The sequence below is a fragment of the Sulfuriferula nivalis genome, from assembly GCF_009937995.1.
Taxonomy (GTDB): domain Bacteria; phylum Pseudomonadota; class Gammaproteobacteria; order Burkholderiales; family Sulfuriferulaceae; genus Sulfuriferula; species Sulfuriferula nivalis.
In genome coordinates, this window is sequence record NZ_AP021881.1 from 2,389,224 (window position 1) to 2,402,584 (window position 13,361).

At 47.2% G+C, this 13,361-nt stretch carries 13 protein-coding genes and 1 other RNA gene; 5 read left to right on the top strand and 9 right to left on the bottom strand.

Features of this window, described 5'->3' with window-relative positions; all coding sequences use genetic code 11:
• Positions 1-4 precede the first annotated feature (4 nt).
• The 5 genes from SFSGTM_RS11745 to SFSGTM_RS11765 form a co-directional block, all read right to left on the bottom strand.
• The gene (locus SFSGTM_RS11745) at positions 5-439 is read right to left on the bottom strand and encodes a response regulator (protein ID WP_162085331.1); all 435 of its coding nucleotides are present in this window, start codon (positions 437-439) and stop codon (positions 5-7) included.
• Between the two features lie 13 nt (positions 440-452).
• The gene (locus SFSGTM_RS11750) at positions 453-1,724 is read right to left on the bottom strand and encodes a sensor histidine kinase (RefSeq protein ID WP_162085332.1); all 1,272 of its coding nucleotides are present in this window, start codon (positions 1,722-1,724) and stop codon (positions 453-455) included.
• A gap of 25 nt (positions 1,725-1,749) precedes the next feature.
• The gene (locus tag SFSGTM_RS11755) at positions 1,750-2,289 is read right to left on the bottom strand and encodes a DsrE/DsrF/DrsH-like family protein (RefSeq protein ID WP_162085333.1); all 540 of its coding nucleotides are present in this window, start codon (positions 2,287-2,289) and stop codon (positions 1,750-1,752) included.
• A 61-nt stretch (positions 2,290-2,350) separates the two neighbouring features.
• The gene (locus SFSGTM_RS11760; RefSeq protein WP_162085334.1) at positions 2,351-2,578 is read right to left on the bottom strand and encodes a sulfurtransferase TusA family protein; all 228 of its coding nucleotides are present in this window, start codon (positions 2,576-2,578) and stop codon (positions 2,351-2,353) included.
• 149 nt (positions 2,579-2,727) lie between these two features.
• Positions 2,728-3,255: a CNP1-like family protein gene (locus tag SFSGTM_RS11765; protein ID WP_162085335.1), complete on the bottom strand. Its 528-nt coding sequence runs from the start codon at positions 3,253-3,255 to the stop codon at positions 2,728-2,730.
• A 75-nt stretch (positions 3,256-3,330) separates the two neighbouring features.
• Here SFSGTM_RS11765 and ffs point away from each other — a divergent pair.
• From ffs to SFSGTM_RS11790, 5 genes are all read left to right on the top strand, one after another.
• Positions 3,331-3,429: signal recognition particle sRNA small type (gene ffs / locus SFSGTM_RS11770), an RNA gene on the top strand.
• Between the two features lie 98 nt (positions 3,430-3,527).
• Positions 3,528-4,262 (top strand): bifunctional demethylmenaquinone methyltransferase/2-methoxy-6-polyprenyl-1,4-benzoquinol methylase UbiE, encoded by a 735-nt coding sequence (gene ubiE, locus SFSGTM_RS11775; protein WP_162085336.1) that lies wholly within the window; start codon positions 3,528-3,530, stop codon positions 4,260-4,262.
• Positions 4,262-4,858: a ubiquinone biosynthesis accessory factor UbiJ gene (locus SFSGTM_RS11780; protein WP_162085337.1), complete on the top strand. Its 597-nt coding sequence runs from the start codon at positions 4,262-4,264 to the stop codon at positions 4,856-4,858. The genes ubiE and SFSGTM_RS11780 overlap by 1 nt, the downstream gene beginning before the upstream one ends.
• 4 nt (positions 4,859-4,862) lie before the next feature.
• Positions 4,863-6,392 (top strand): ubiquinone biosynthesis regulatory protein kinase UbiB, encoded by a 1,530-nt coding sequence (ubiB, locus tag SFSGTM_RS11785; RefSeq protein ID WP_162085338.1) that lies wholly within the window; start codon positions 4,863-4,865, stop codon positions 6,390-6,392.
• A gap of 1 nt (position 6,393) precedes the next feature.
• Positions 6,394-7,326, top strand: a complete 933-nt coding sequence (locus SFSGTM_RS11790) for a DMT family transporter (RefSeq protein WP_232525972.1) — start codon at positions 6,394-6,396, stop codon at positions 7,324-7,326.
• 236 nt (positions 7,327-7,562) lie between these two features.
• Here the strand turns inward: SFSGTM_RS11790 and SFSGTM_RS11795 are convergent, their stop codons facing one another.
• From SFSGTM_RS11795 to SFSGTM_RS11810, 4 genes are all read right to left on the bottom strand, one after another.
• Complete coding sequence (locus SFSGTM_RS11795; RefSeq protein ID WP_162085339.1) at positions 7,563-8,723, bottom strand: MalY/PatB family protein; 1,161 nt, start codon at positions 8,721-8,723, stop codon at positions 7,563-7,565.
• On the bottom strand, positions 8,723-10,843 hold the full coding sequence (gene ovoA, locus SFSGTM_RS11800) for a 5-histidylcysteine sulfoxide synthase (RefSeq protein ID WP_269780052.1): 2,121 nt from the start codon (positions 10,841-10,843) through the stop codon (positions 8,723-8,725). Before ovoA ends, SFSGTM_RS11795 begins: the two co-directional genes overlap by 1 nt.
• An 85-nt stretch (positions 10,844-10,928) precedes the next feature.
• Positions 10,929-11,477, bottom strand: coding sequence for a sugar transferase (locus SFSGTM_RS11805; RefSeq protein WP_162085340.1), 549 nt, complete (start codon positions 11,475-11,477; stop codon positions 10,929-10,931).
• 194 nt (positions 11,478-11,671) lie between these two features.
• The gene (locus SFSGTM_RS11810) at positions 11,672-13,333 is read right to left on the bottom strand and encodes an ABC-F family ATP-binding cassette domain-containing protein (RefSeq protein ID WP_198420553.1); all 1,662 of its coding nucleotides are present in this window, start codon (positions 13,331-13,333) and stop codon (positions 11,672-11,674) included.
• Between the last annotated feature and the right edge of the window lie 28 nt (positions 13,334-13,361).

The following is a 13,361-nucleotide window of genomic DNA, read 5'->3' on the forward strand; positions in this document are numbered from 1 at the left end:
TTGATCAGTTCACCTTATTTGTATAGTGCTCATTCAATTCCAACCAATACTCGGCCAGCCTTTCAACCACATGAACAAAACGTTTAAATTCAACAGGTTTAAGTATGTAACTGTTAGCACCGATGGCATATCCATCGCGCTTATCCGACACCTCATCCGAAGTTGACAATATCACTACTGGCAAATTACGTGTCTGCGGACTATTTCTGATCTGCTGCAACACTTCTAGCCCCCCTATGCCGGGCAGTCCGAGATCCAGCAACACAACATGCGGCAACTCACTACCCGACTTGCCATTCAAATAATTTAGCGCCTGCTCTCCATCAGCCATGACGACCATGTTCCCATCAACATTCGCTTTCTTTAACGCCCGTTCCGCTAGCAAGACCTGATCCGGGTTGTCCTCCACCAACAATATGGTTTTATTATTGTTATTCATGCTCATGCGCCTCTCATGTCATTTGATCAAGCGTAAAAAAGAATGCAGCACCGTTACCTGGCGTAGCTTCCGCTCGTATCCACCCACCATGCCGATTAATAATCCGTTGTACGGTAGCCAAACCCACACCGGTACCCTCAAACTCACTTTCCATGTGCAAACGTTGAAAAGGCTGGAACAACTTGTCAACGCGTTTCATATCAAACCCAGCACCATTATCACTGATACAAAAACAGGATTGACCATTCCAACTGCTCTTGAATACATTTATTTTCGCCGATGCCACTTTACCCGTATATTTCCAGGCATTAGATAATAAATTAGTTAACAAAACCTCCACCAAATACGGATCAGCCATTGCTCTCAAACCTGTTTCTATCTGTATATCAACAACTCTATCAGATTCGGCTTCACGAAATTCGTTAACAATTTGCTGCGCAAGCGCAGTCACATCAATCAACGACAATTGCATATCCAATCGTGACACACGTGAAAGTCCCAGCAAAGCATCTATCAACTGCCCCATCCGTTTGGCATTGGCACGTAAACGTTCCAAATAATTCCTGCCCTCCGCATCTAATTTATCTGCATAATCTTCCAGCAACGCCAAACTAAAGCCATCTATACTTCTCAACGGCGCACGCAAATCATGTGACACCGAATAAGAAAATGCTTCCAGCTCCTGATTAGCCACCTGCAATGCCAAAGTGCGCCCCTGTACCTTTGATTCCAGACTTGCTACCAGTGACTCTACCTCATCAAACAAGCGCGCATTTTCTATTGCAATACCTACCTGATTAGAAACCAGCTTCAACAGTTCCATATCCCGTACAGTAAAGCTTGCACCGTTGACTTTCCCCGTTCCGGACAACCCTCCTATGATGCGATCTCCAACCACCAGCGGCACCAGCAATGCAGAAATTTGTCCATATTCCCAAGTAGTTGCTTTTTGTTGAAAGGGCCATTGATCTGACTCACCATAAAGCAATGGACGCTGATTCTTGAGTACCCACCCGCACATACCCACATTGACCGAAAAACTCGTACCCACAATCAAATCTGCATCTTTACCACTTGCCGCAGCATAGGTGTAGTTTTCACAGACCTGATCCAGCATGGGGATCATTAACGTGTCGGCACTGATTAGGGTGCGCACTTTTTCGGCAACCAATTTCAACACCACATCCAGATGCAAGTTTGAGGTAATGGCATTACCCACTTCTTGCAAAACCTTAAGCTCATATTCGCGATCGCGAAGCTGTCGCAGGCAATCAGATTCGTTCATTCTAAACACTCCTGATTGAAAATATTCAAATCACAGCATTGTAATGACTTGCCATACTGTCTTTTACATATTGAGACACGCCTTTTACTTGAACATTTTTGCTGACGATCAAATCCGAAGTATCCAGCCCCAACGTATCTACACATATCTGACATATCGTAAACGACACACCCAAGTCTTCAGCCAGATAGATAAACTCTTCGAGTGTAGGAATGTTTTTGCGCCGAAGTAAAAAATTAAATATTTTTGGACCAATACCAAAAAAATTAATCTGTGATAATGGCAAATGATTTGCGCCACCGAGATTAACGGCTTCCACCATAGTTTGAACTATAGAATCAGATTCCTGGCGCCGGTATGGTGAGTTATCTTGCCTACGCTTGCCTAGCAGCGTATGTAAAATACCACGGCGACGTTTTAAACAATTTGCACCAAAAATAGTGAACCACATATTGGTCTTGATACCCATCGCCGCATATCCCGTCGCAATCAAAAAGGCCGACATCACTTTATCCATATCAGCGCTAATGACCATGATTGTGGCTTGTTGAGGATGCTCTACCATGTGCTAGTCTCCATTAACCATCCATATTTTTTGTATCAGTATTATTATTTTTTGCTATTTCTTATATTTGTATCTGTATTATTATCTTGCGACCCAGTTTTTCTGATTCAACAATTTTGTATCCAGCTATCTCGCACAAATCACGTACAGACTCCTCAAATATAGGGTCATCGCCTGTCACTTGCAAAATCTGTCCAGCATGCAGCTCCGCAACCGCCTTACGCACCGCAATCAAAGGCACAGGACAGCAGGTGCCACATACATCTATTTCCTTATTCGCTGCTTGCATAACCCACCCCGATTTCTCCGATTAAATAACCGCAAGCTGCAAGCCTACTATCGGCACCGCACTATGACAAAATCATAGTGCCAGATTATTCCTAATTAAAACAGAACGCAATATCACGTAGCATGGATTGCGCTAGCAAAAACAGTTCATCACCATCCCGCTTTAATATTCTGTAAAGCCTGCCCCTTACTCCATACGATAACCCCTTGCGGACAAAAATACTCATCCGCCAAAGCACGATGATAAGACAGCAATGAACGACCAGATATACCACGCCAATGGCTGTCTACCACAGGCACCCAGCTACCATCATCACGACCTGTAGCGTAAATTTTCTGTTCGCGTGTTTCACAACGTATACCTTCGAAACTGACATTTTTAGCCCCGCCCTGTGCCTTAATCACCAGCACATAGCGCACGACACCATCCTTACCCACATCCAATGTGGTTTTATCAATCGCATATTGATTACCTGCGATACCGCTGACATAAAATGGCACCAGATTTTCATCTTTAGGTGCTGCGGGCAATTTAGTCTGCGACTCTTCCCAGTCGGGTGCGTCTTCAACCTGATTATTTACTATCCCATTTTGATCACTCAGAAAATCGGCATGAACGGTCTGCAAACCAGCCATATTCAACATAACACACCATCCCAGCCAACGCATTAACTTCATAGTCTACACCCTGTCATTAAAATTAATACACTATACCGCTTTGCCAGCTTCTGTGACTAGCGTAGAATACACAGCGGCGGGTCTCCTCGCATTGCAAGGCGGTGAACCTGGTCAGGTCCGGAAGGAAGCAGCCACAGCTGTTTATTGCAAGTGCCGGGGGTTGGGCTCGCCACTTCATTTTCACCACATTCCACTTTATTTCTTAGCTTTAATCAATCCACGCCATGTCGTTATCGGTTATGATTTAGCTTCTTCATATTAAAGTCTGCGCTATGGATAACACCACTCACTTTGGTTATAAAACAGTTGCCGAATCCGATAAAGCGGGCAAGGTTGCCGAGGTTTTTCACTCTGTCGCTGCGCGCTACGATGTAATGAACGACCTCATGTCTATGGGTCTGCATCGCGTCTGGAAACAATTTACCATAGCCACATCAGGCGTACGTCCAGGCAATCGCGTGCTCGACGTCGCTGGCGGCACGGCAGATCTAACCCGTCTATTTCTTAAAAAAGTTGGACCTACAGGTCAAGTCTGGCTGACTGACATCAACAGCTCCATGCTCACCGTCGGGCGCGACCGCATGCTGGACGAGGGTCAAGCCATCCCTGTTGCACAATGCGATGGTGAAAAACTGCCATTTCCCGACAACTACTTTGATTGTATCAGCGTCGCTTTTGGTTTGCGCAACATGACCCACAAAGACGCAGCTTTACGAGATATGTATCGCGTATTACGCCCTGGTGGACGTTTACTGGTGCTAGAATTTTCCAAGGTATGGAAACCACTCGCACCGATATACGACGCTTACTCGTTTAAATTACTGCCTGTCATGGGTAAATTAATCGCTAAAGATGCGGAAAGTTACCAGTATCTTGCAGAATCTATCCGCATGCACCCAGATCAGGAAACCTTAAAAACCATGATGTCAGAAGCGGGCTTTGCCAAGGTTGATTACTTCAATCTCAGCGGCGGTGTCGTTGCCTTGCATAAGGGTTACAAATACTGATGCTGGACACGCTCAATGGGCGCATGCTCATCCCGCTGCTGAATCATTTGCTTGAATCTGCACCGAGTGCCCAGCATAAACTCGCCCAGCATGCTGGAAAGCGTGTCGCTATTACATTACCCCTGATTAGCTTCACTTTTGCGATGAATAGCGAAGGCCGCTTGCAAGCATCTGATGACGCCGAAAGCGACGCACAATTTCATCTCAATCCACTGATACTCGCGCGTATTGCACTAGGTGACAAAACCGCCACGCATCGCATCAACATTACGGGTGACACCCAACTCGCTGCAGACGTGGGTAACACCTTGATGGATCTGGACTGGGATGCCGAAGCCGATTTTGCACGTTTCATGGGTGACGCAAGTGCACATCAACTGGTCAAAATTGTACGCAACCTGATTAAGTGGAAGCGAGGCAACATCACCAACACCGCGTTAATGCTGGTTGAATATGCCCATGAAGAATCCGGCATGATTATCAAGCGCAAGCCTTTGCAGCAATTTATTACTGATGTTGATACCGTGCGTGATGACACTGCACGGCTAGCTAAACGCATAGATCTACTTACCAGCCAACTTCAATCCAAGCTATAACCACATGCGTATTTTTCGTCTCATCACTATTTTATGGGTCGCTGCTCGTTTCGGACTGGATGAGTTTTTTCTAGGCCATGAGCGCGTGCGCGGTTTACGCTGGCTGGTTAATGTCACCCTGTTTTGGCGTGACTTATCTGAACCACGCGCCGTGCGCTTACGTCGCGCACTGGAGGCTTTGGGACCTATATTTGTAAAATTCGGGCAAATGCTTTCTACCCGCCGCGATTTAATGCCGTTCGACATTGCAGAAGAGTTGGCACGACTGCAGGATCGCGTTCCACCTTTCCCTGGCAGTGAAGTGCGCATTAAACTGGAGGCCATTTATGGCAAATCGCTGGAAACAGTTTTTGCCCAGTTCGATGCAGAACCTGTCGCCAGCGCATCGATGGCCCAAGTCCATTTTGCCATTTTACGAGATGGCACAGAAGCGGCTGTCAAAGTCCTCCGTCCTGGCATAGGCGAAATTATCGAACACGATTTAGGCTTGCTCGAAGCCGCCGCCATCCTTGTTGAAAAACTATTTTCTGATGGCAAACGTCTGCATCCACGTGAAGTTGTAGGTGAATTCCGCAAGACCTTAACCGACGAACTGGATTTGATGCGAGAGGCTTCAAATTGCTCGCAATTACGCCGCAATTTTGAACAATCTGATTTACTCATCGTGCCCGAAGTTTATTGGGATTATTGCGAAGCTGGGGTAATGGTCATGGAACGCATGAAAGGCGTTCCCATCAGCCAGACAGCCAAACTGCGTGAAATGGGTATCAACATTCCCAAGCTCGCCCAGGATGGCGTAGAAATTTTCTTCACTCAGGTTTTTCGTGACGCTTTTTTTCACGCAGACATGCATCCTGGCAATATTCAGGTCAATCAACAGGGGCAATACATTGCGCTGGATTTCGGCATCATGGGCACACTGACAGAAGTCGACAAAAACTACCTCGCGCAGAACTTCCTTGCTTTCTTCCAGCGCGATTACCGCGCCGTTGCCCAGGCTCACGTTGATGCGGGCTGGACGCCAGCTGATACCCGTGTCGACGAATTTGAAGCCGCTATTCGTGCCGTCTGCGAACCTATATTTGACCGCCCGTTAAAGGAAATCTCGTTCGGTAAGGTCCTGCTACGCCTGTTCCAGACTTCACGCCGCTTCAATATGGAAATCCAGCCACAATTAGTATTGCTGCAAAAAACTTTGCTTAACATTGAAGGCCTGGGTCGTGACCTTGATCCTGATCTGGACTTGTGGAAAACGGGCAAACCTTTTCTCGAAAGCTGGATGAAAGAACAGTTTGGCTGGCAAGGTGCGCTGCGTAACATTAAACACGAAGCGCCACGCTGGGCAACACTGCTGCCGCAATTACCGCGTCTGGCGCATGCTTATCTGGCTCAAGATAACGCCAACGCCATGCGTGAACAAACAGCGCTTTTACTAGCACAACAGCGTAGCAATCAACGCTGGCTAATTCTGATTGCCATACTCCTGACCGCAGGCTTGGTACTGGCTGGCTACGCCTACTTGCATCCCCATTAAATTGGGTACTGGCGATTTGCACACCGAAGCGTCATCTCCACCTCCGCGCTTTGGTCTGGGTGTCATTCTTGCCATTCTGGCCGCGGTAGGTTTCTCTACCAAAGCCATATTTGTCAAACTCGCTTATCTGGTCGCACCTATAGATGCGATTACGCTATTGGCGTTACGTATGGCCTTTTCCTTGCCAGTATTTATTGCAGTCGCAATCTGGAGTTCACGCCAGCAACATGTAAATTCATTGCACCGCCATGATTATGGTCTAATTATCGCACTGGGATTTATCGGCTATTACATTTCCAGCCTGCTGGATTTTATGGGATTACAATATTTGAATGCTGGACTGGAACGGCTGATACTATTTCTCTATCCCACCATGACCGTACTGCTCTCTGCGGTGCTTTTTAAGCATCGCATTACTCGACGTCACATCATCGCGCTTATTATCAGCTATGTGGGTATAGGCTTAGTATTTGTACATGATTTAGGTCAACAAACCACCAACATGATACTAGGTGCCAGCCTCGTTTTTGCCAGCACCTTGAGTTACTCCATCTATCTGGTTGGCGCAGGGCACGCTGTTCATAAACTAGGCACAATACGTTTTACTGCACTCGCCATGATAGTCGCCAGTATATTTACCCTCGTACACTTCGGCCTCACGCATAACATCAACGCGTTGCAGCTTCCAGCCAAAATATATTGGCTCAGTGCAGCAATGGCCGTATTTTCAACAGTGCTACCCGTATTCATGCTCTCCGCCGCCATCCGCCTGATTAATCCAGGACGAACTGCGCTCATAGGCTCAGCAGGCCCCGTCGCTACTATTTTTATGGCGTATTTATTTCTGGGCGAAACCATAGTTGGCTTACAAGTTGTCGGCTCGATACTGGTATTAGGTGGGGTATTACTGATTAGCTGGCGGCGCTCTGCTTAAGCATTACGCCGCAGTATGAAAAATGCCGCCTGACCCTTAGTTTATCGTTATAAATAAGTCAGGACGGCATCAAGTGAAGCTAAAAACTGACGACCAATAAAAGCAACATCAGCATTAACTTCTGGCACTACCTTCATCTCCTCCACCCACCTTATTATTCATGTAGGTTAAATTCTGTATATGAAGTGCGAAAATATTAACACGTCATCATGAATAAATCAAATTAAAACAAGAATTCATCTTACACAGGCATACACGCGTTCTAACGCCTTCATAATTTCCGAACGAGGACTCGCCAGATTCAGCCGCATAAAACCACTTCCCGCCTGCCCAAAAGTGAAACCTGCATTCAGCCCTAGTCCACATTCCCGTACAAAGAAATCACGCAACGCCACATCGCTCATGCCTAATGCTCGGCAATCCAGCCACATTAAATAGGTGCCTTCTGGCTCAATTGGACGTATTTTCGGAATATGCTGGACTAAGTAGGAAATGACTGCATCACGAGTATCGCGCAGATAACACATCAGCGCATCACGCCACGCACTACCGTGTTGATAAGCCGCAGTATAAGCAGTCAGACTAAATGGATTTAAGACTTGGATATGTAACTGTGCAAACGCATCAACCATATGACGACGTATATTTGCATCAGGAATAACTAAGGCAGACAACCCCAATCCGGCAAGATTAAAGGTTTTACTTGGCGATACGGCAGTAATCACGAGATCACCCTCACTCGCCAATGTCGCCAACGGCGTATGTTTGTACCCAGGGTAAATCAAATCCGCATGGATTTCATCAGAAAAAACTATAAGCTGATAGCGACGCGCTACATCTAGCACTGCCGTAAGCTCATCAGGTCGCCAAACTCGCCCAACCGGATTATGTGGCGAGCATAGCAATAACAATTTAGCGCCCTGTTGCGCGCACTGTTCCAGCTGTTCTAGATCCAGCTGGTAACGGCCATTTTCTAACCGCAATGGATTTTCCAGCAATACTCGTCCATGCGCCCCTACTGCACTAAAAAATGGTGGATATACAGGAGGCTGCACGATGACGCCCTGATGCGATTGCGTCAAGGCCTGCACTGCTGCGTAAATTGACGGCACCACACCCGGCGTGAACACTATCCAGTCACGTTCAACTTGCCAGCCATGTTGCTGAAATAGCCAGTTGATTAAACTCTCATATACCACATCATCTGCCAGCGTATAGCCAAAAATTGGATGCTGAGCACGCGCCAGCAATGCTTCTGTGACGGCGGGTGGTACGGCAAAGTCCATATCAGCCACCCACAAGGGCGTGACATCTGCGCGTCCGAATGTCGCAAGCCGACCATCCCATTTCTCGCTCGCTGTACCTGAGCGTGAAATAATCTGGTCGAAATCGAACATTAGCTAATCCGCTCCCAGAGGGTTACTTCGGATAAAGTATGCTGAAATTTGCGTTGCGTTTCACGTATCACAAAAGGCACATCCTGTGGCGTCTGCATCAAACGGAAATGCTTACCCAACTGAGCTTTCAAACCATCCAGCGTAGTAAAGTTTTCTCCATCTTTCTTATAACCACCCACCCAGTCCTGACGTGGCGTATGCTCTTCCAGCCAGGTATAGGGAGAAGCAATCAGCAACACACCACCAACATTTAGTCGTTCATGTACCATGGATAAAAACTGTGCGGGGTCGTATAGGCGATCAATCAAATTTGCCGCGAGAATTAAATCAAACCCTGACAATATAGGCTTAAGATTGCACGCATCACCTTGTTCAAAATGAACTTTATCGTGGACAGCATCCAGCCCCAAGCTCGACAAATCACGGGTTTTGTAGGAAACCAGTTCACCCTCATCTACCAGGGTATAACGTATGCTGCCTGTTTGCGCCAACTGCACACCCAAATTAATAAACCGTGCAGAAAAGTCCACGCCAACAGCTGCATCAAATGCACGGGCAAGCTCAAAAGTTGCCCGTCCTGTAGCGCAGCCCAAGTCCAGCGCTTTAAGGCGTGGCTTACCTTCGGTTATCGCTATTGCGATTTCTGCTAATGCTTTGGGGAAATTCGCAACGCCATAATATTCCTCACCATAGTGGAATTCAGCATATTCTGATAATTGCTTATCGCTCTCGTAATACACATTCGGCGCAACCACTGCGGCATCACTCACCACATAACGAAAGCCGGCATGCTGGAAAAAGTGACGTCGGAACGCATACCGCGCATCACGACGCGACTCATTGCCACAAGCGATAAACGAACCACCTTTAATCAGATTATGACGCCCATCAAAAGTCGGCGTAGTAAAATCATCATAGATAGCATGCACCTCAAAACCTGCAAACGGGTATATCGGCGTTTCCGTCCACTGCCATACGTTACCCACCACATCAAACAAATCCCCATGCGCAAATTGAGTCACTGGGCAGGCGGATGCCCAGTGATCCAAGTGCAGGTTTGCCAGCGCAGCACTATTTGCTGGCACCTCAGCTATGCCACTTACATCATATAATCGGCACCATTCATCTTCGGTAGGTAGTCGCACCACCCAGCCTGTCTGCACCGACTTCCAGTTACAAAAAGCCTTGGCTTCGTGATAATTCACTTCCACCGGCCAGTCCCAAGGCATAGCAACCACCTCAGTCATCAAGCGTAATTGCCAGCTGGCATCAGTACGCAGCCAGAATGCAGGATGGATAGCGTGTGCGAACTGTCGCCAGCTACGGCCTTCTTCATCCCACCAGGCATCCTTCGTATAACCACCAGCATCAACAAATTCCAGAAACTCACGGTTAGTAACCAAATAGCGACTGGCCTGAAACTCAACCACATCAGCCACATGCTCACCATATTCGTTATCCCAGCCATAAGTGGTATCGGCACGATCTTTACCCAGCCTCACCGTCCCTGCAGCGATGTTCACCAACTCATTAACTGGCGGCTCTGCCGACAGCGTACATGCAACCCATTCAGGATGTGAACGCACCCAATCCAGACGTTGTTGACGGATAAGTACAGAAGATGTTTCCAGATGGATACGCTCATGCTCTATACCCATCACTATCGTCCACCAGGGATGGCTCCAGCCTATGGGTAAAGTCAGCGGTGCGTGTGCGATGACCTCATCAACCATAGCGCGTACCTGGTCACGGTATGCCTGTACCTCAGCTACTGTCGGCCAGGGATAATGTTTGTCGTTAAGATCGTCCCAACTCATTTCATCCACGCCGACTGCAAACATGGATTCAAAGTGCGGATTAATACGTTCGGTCACCAAGCCCGCCAATAGCAGCTTGTTGATAAAAAATGTCGCAGTGTGACCAAAATAAAATATCAGTGGATGCCGCAGACTGATCGCCTTCTCAAAGTACGCATCATCACAAGCCAAGGTCTCGAACAACTGCTCATAACGGCTAAACGTTGCATGAAAATAATCCCGCAACGTCGCACGCATCGCCTCCACATCAGTGCCCTGCAAATCAGGTGTACGCGGAAATAAAGTAGTATGGGTTAAATCCACAGGCAAGCTCACTTATAATTGATTAGTCGAAGATCTAGACTAAAGCTGACAGATTATTGAAGCGTTAATTCCCCAAAGGGATGACTTAATGTGTAACGCCATCTCGACGCAATACTTTAAATGCTGTGTTCAGTATTATTTTTATATCCAGCAACCAAGAAATGTTATTTAAATATTCAACATCCAGCGCCACTTTTTGCGGAATGGGCAGTTCATCACGCCCATTAATTTGAGCCCAACCTGTCAAACCTGGCACTAACTCATGCACGCCATTCTTGGTACGCAACGCAATTAAATCGTCCTGATTAAACAAGGCTGGGCGTGGCCCAACCAGACTCATATCACCTACCAGTATGCTCCATATTTGGGGTAACTCATCCAAACTGGATTTACGCAGAAACCCGCCTATCGGCGTTAAGTACTGTTCTGGACTACCTAATAAGTGAGTTGCAACAGCGGGGGTATCTATACGCATAGTGCGGAACTTTGGCATACGAAATATCTTATTATTTTGCCCCACGCGATCAGACCAATAAACAATATTGCCTGGCGATGTCAACCTCACCAGGATAGCCACAACCAGCATAGGTACAGATGCAAAAAACAACGTTAGCATAGCAACAGCCACATCCATGCTGCGTTTTGCTGGATAACCAACTATCGTTTTTGCCCTGCATTTAAACAAATTTCATCCTCTTAAATTATCTACTCACCGCTTTATGTGCAACATTAAAACACAATTAGAAAATTATGCCATTTAAATGCACGATGCAATTTTTAAGAATACTCTTACAAACAAGCTACCTGATGCCCCTGAGCAACTGCAACTCAAACCAATGCCGCTTTTGCCTCTTCACGCAAACGTTTGGATTCGCTCAGCAGATAACGTTGGTAATCATCCAGATCGCCGTCAAATGGTTCTACTTTTCCGCGGCCGACTAACCAGAATTCATCGCACACTGAACGCAACAGCGCCCGATCATGGCTGACTAGCATGAGCGTGCCCTCAAACTCGTTAAGCGCCATGGCAAGCGCTTCGCGGGTGACCAAGTCCAAGTGGTTAGTTGGCTCATCGAGCAGCAATAGATTCGGACGCTGCCATACCATCATCGCCAGCACCAGACGCGCTTTCTCGCCGCCGCTCATGGTACCGACAGCCTGTTTGACCATGTCACCACTGAAATTAAAGCCGCCCAAATAACCGCGTAATGCCTGTTCGCCAGTACGCTCCTTGGACTGGGTTTGTGCATCACGTGCTAACCGCACCATGTGCTCCAGCGGGTTATCTTCCGGGCGCAACACATCAAGTTCCTGCTGCGCAAAGTAGCCAATATTCAGCCCCTTGCCTTCAGTTATTGTGCCACCGAGTGCTGCCATATCACGCGCTATGGTTTTCACCAGCGTAGATTTACCTTGCCCGTTTGCCCCGAGTATGCCGATGCGTTGCCCTGCTTGTACTGATTTACTGATGTGAGTCAGAATAACCTTGGGTGGTAAGTCTTCACCATTTTCATCTTTAGCAATATAACCAAAACTGGCATCGGATATCGACAACATAGGGTTGGGAATATGGGTAGGCTCTTTGAATTCAAAGGTAAAATCAGCACTGACCAGCATAGGTGCAATTTTTTCCATGCGATCCAGCGCTTTCACCCGACTTTGTGCCTGCTTGGCTTTACTGGCAGAGGCTTTGAAACGATTGATAAATTTTTGCAGATGCTCGATTTTATCTTGCTGCTTCTCGAATGTCGCCTGTTGCAGCACCATTTGCTCGGAGCGCAGCGTTTCGAACAGACTGTAATTTCCACCGTAGCGGGTCAATTGTGCACAATCAATATGCACAGTGGTTGCAGTAACCGCATCCAGAAACTCTCTATCATGACTGATGACTATCATTGTGCCTGTATAACGTTTTAACCATGCTTCCAGCCATACCAACGCATCCAAATCCAAGTGGTTAGTCGGCTCATCAAGCAATAATAAATCCGACGGGCACATCAGCGCGCGCGCCAGTTGCAAACGCATACGCCAACCGCCAGAAAAACTGTTCACTGGGCTATCCAGCTCATGTAACTGAAAACCCAGACCCAGCACTAGCGCCTGCGCACGTGCATTAGCATCATGTTCACCTGCATCACCTAAATCAATATAGGCTTGAGCGATTAACATACCATCATCAGTTGCTTCAGCCACACTCAAGGCTTCACGTAACTCCGCCAGACGACTGTCGCCGCCGATTACGAAATCAGTAGCCGATTCTTCAGTCTCTGGCATATCCTGCGCAACTTGCGCCATACGCCATTGTTTCGGATAATAAAAATCGCCACTATCCTCATGCAGCGTACCATTGAGCAGGCCAAACAACGTCGACTTTCCTGCGCCATTGCGCCCAACCAGTCCAACTTTCTCACCTGGATTAATGGTTAACGAAGCATCATTTAGCAAGACTTTGGCACTACGCCGCAAGGTAATATTTTTTAGGGTAATCATTTAATTTAGGTAAGAATAGTGCCCATAG

Bases quoted from the DNA above. Each gene is read 5' to 3' on its own strand.
- SFSGTM_RS11760 (WP_162085334.1), bottom strand. From the start codon at position 2,578: ATGCAAGCAGCGAATAAGGAAATAGATGTATGTGGCACCTGCTGTCCT.
- SFSGTM_RS11780 (WP_162085337.1), top strand. From the start codon at position 4,262: ATGCTGGACACGCTCAATGGGCGCATGCTCATCCCGCTGCTGAATCAT.
- SFSGTM_RS11795 (WP_162085339.1), bottom strand. From the start codon at position 8,723: ATGTTCGATTTCGACCAGATTATTTCACGCTCAGGTACAGCGAGCGAG.
- SFSGTM_RS11810 (WP_198420553.1), bottom strand. From the start codon at position 13,333: ATGATTACCCTAAAAAATATTACCTTGCGGCGTAGTGCCAAAGTCTTG.
- SFSGTM_RS11765 (WP_162085335.1), bottom strand. From the start codon at position 3,255: ATGAAGTTAATGCGTTGGCTGGGATGGTGTGTTATGTTGAATATGGCT.
- SFSGTM_RS11805 (WP_162085340.1), bottom strand. From the start codon at position 11,477: ATGGATGTGGCTGTTGCTATGCTAACGTTGTTTTTTGCATCTGTACCT.
- ubiE (WP_162085336.1), top strand. From the start codon at position 3,528: ATGGATAACACCACTCACTTTGGTTATAAAACAGTTGCCGAATCCGAT.
- SFSGTM_RS11755 (WP_162085333.1), bottom strand. From the start codon at position 2,289: ATGGTAGAGCATCCTCAACAAGCCACAATCATGGTCATTAGCGCTGAT.
- SFSGTM_RS11750 (WP_162085332.1), bottom strand. From the start codon at position 1,724: ATGAACGAATCTGATTGCCTGCGACAGCTTCGCGATCGCGAATATGAG.
- ubiB (WP_162085338.1), top strand. From the start codon at position 4,863: ATGCGTATTTTTCGTCTCATCACTATTTTATGGGTCGCTGCTCGTTTC.
- SFSGTM_RS11745 (WP_162085331.1), bottom strand. From the start codon at position 439: ATGAATAACAATAATAAAACCATATTGTTGGTGGAGGACAACCCGGAT.